The following is a 1,074-nucleotide window of genomic DNA, read 5'->3' on the forward strand; positions in this document are numbered from 1 at the left end:
CGCACGACGGCGCACCTCAAGCGGGTACTGGGAAGGACGTGCCATGACTCGATCCTCTCAAATGATCGAGTCCCTACCGAACCCGGAACGGTTCATAGCGTCACGACCGTCTCACTGGACTTGAAATCCACCGCCGAGACTTGGCAGAGCTATGGATCGGATTACCAGCGCACCACGCGTCGCAGACGCGGCCTGCCCATGTGCCGTCTCATCCGCTACGCGGATGACTGGGTGGTCATGGTGTCGGGCACGCGTCAGCACGCCGAAGCACTGCGGGCCGAGGCCGCAGCAGTCCTGGCGCCGATGGGTTTGCGCCTATCGGAGGCCAAGACACAGGTGGTCCACATCGACGAGGGCTTCGATTTTCTGGGCTGGCACATCCAGCGCCGGCGGAAACGAGGCACCGACCGGAACGTCGTCTATACCTACCCCTCGAAGAAGGCGCTGGCCTCCATCGTGGACAAGGTCCGGGCGATTACCGGCAGATCGAAGCACCAGCATCTGTCCGACCTGCTGCGTCAGCTGAATGCTGTGCTGCGGGGCTGGTGTGCCTACTTTCGGCACGGTGTGTCGGCGGCCACCTTCGGTTATCTCGATGATTACTCCTGGCATCGGGTGACCCGCTGGCTGCGTAAACGACATCCTCGTGTCCCGTGGGCATCCTTGTTCCGGCGTTTTCTCCCGGGGAAACGACCGACCGAGGACGGGATCTCGCTGTTCCAACCCCAGAAGGTTCCGGTGGTTCGCTACCGATACCGGGGCCGGAACATACCCACACCGTGGACGCCAATACCGGCAGCCGTCGGCTGACCAGAGGCAAGAGCACGTGGAGAGCCGGATGCTCGGAGACGGGCACGTCCGGTTCGGCGGGCGGGCCGGGGGAACGGAACACCAGAAATGGTGTTACTGAGGCGTCCCGGTCCGACCCGACTCATCCACCGACAGCACCACCGCGCCCTCGGGCGGGTTGAAGTAAAGACCCACGACGTCGTAGACCTTCTCCACGAACAACGGGTCCGTCGACAGCTTGAAGGTGTCCGCCAGATGCGGCTTGAGCTGGAACTGCCGCCAGAT

The 1,074-nt window shown here is 63.3% G+C and carries 1 protein-coding gene and 1 pseudogene; one reads left to right on the forward strand and one right to left on the reverse strand.

The window, feature by feature from the left end:
- The coding region (locus ACIA8E_RS42055) for a group II intron maturase-specific domain-containing protein (RefSeq protein ID WP_399307413.1) at positions 1-810 on the forward strand (810 nt) is incomplete at its 5' end.
- A 111-nt stretch (positions 811-921) separates the two neighbouring features.
- Here the strand turns inward: ACIA8E_RS42055 and ACIA8E_RS42060 are convergent.
- A pseudogene (locus ACIA8E_RS42060) lies at positions 922-1,074 on the reverse strand (IS630 family transposase); the annotation flags it as partial.

This window comes from Streptomyces sp. NPDC051664, assembly GCF_044453545.1.
Classification (GTDB): domain Bacteria; phylum Actinomycetota; class Actinomycetes; order Streptomycetales; family Streptomycetaceae; genus Streptomyces.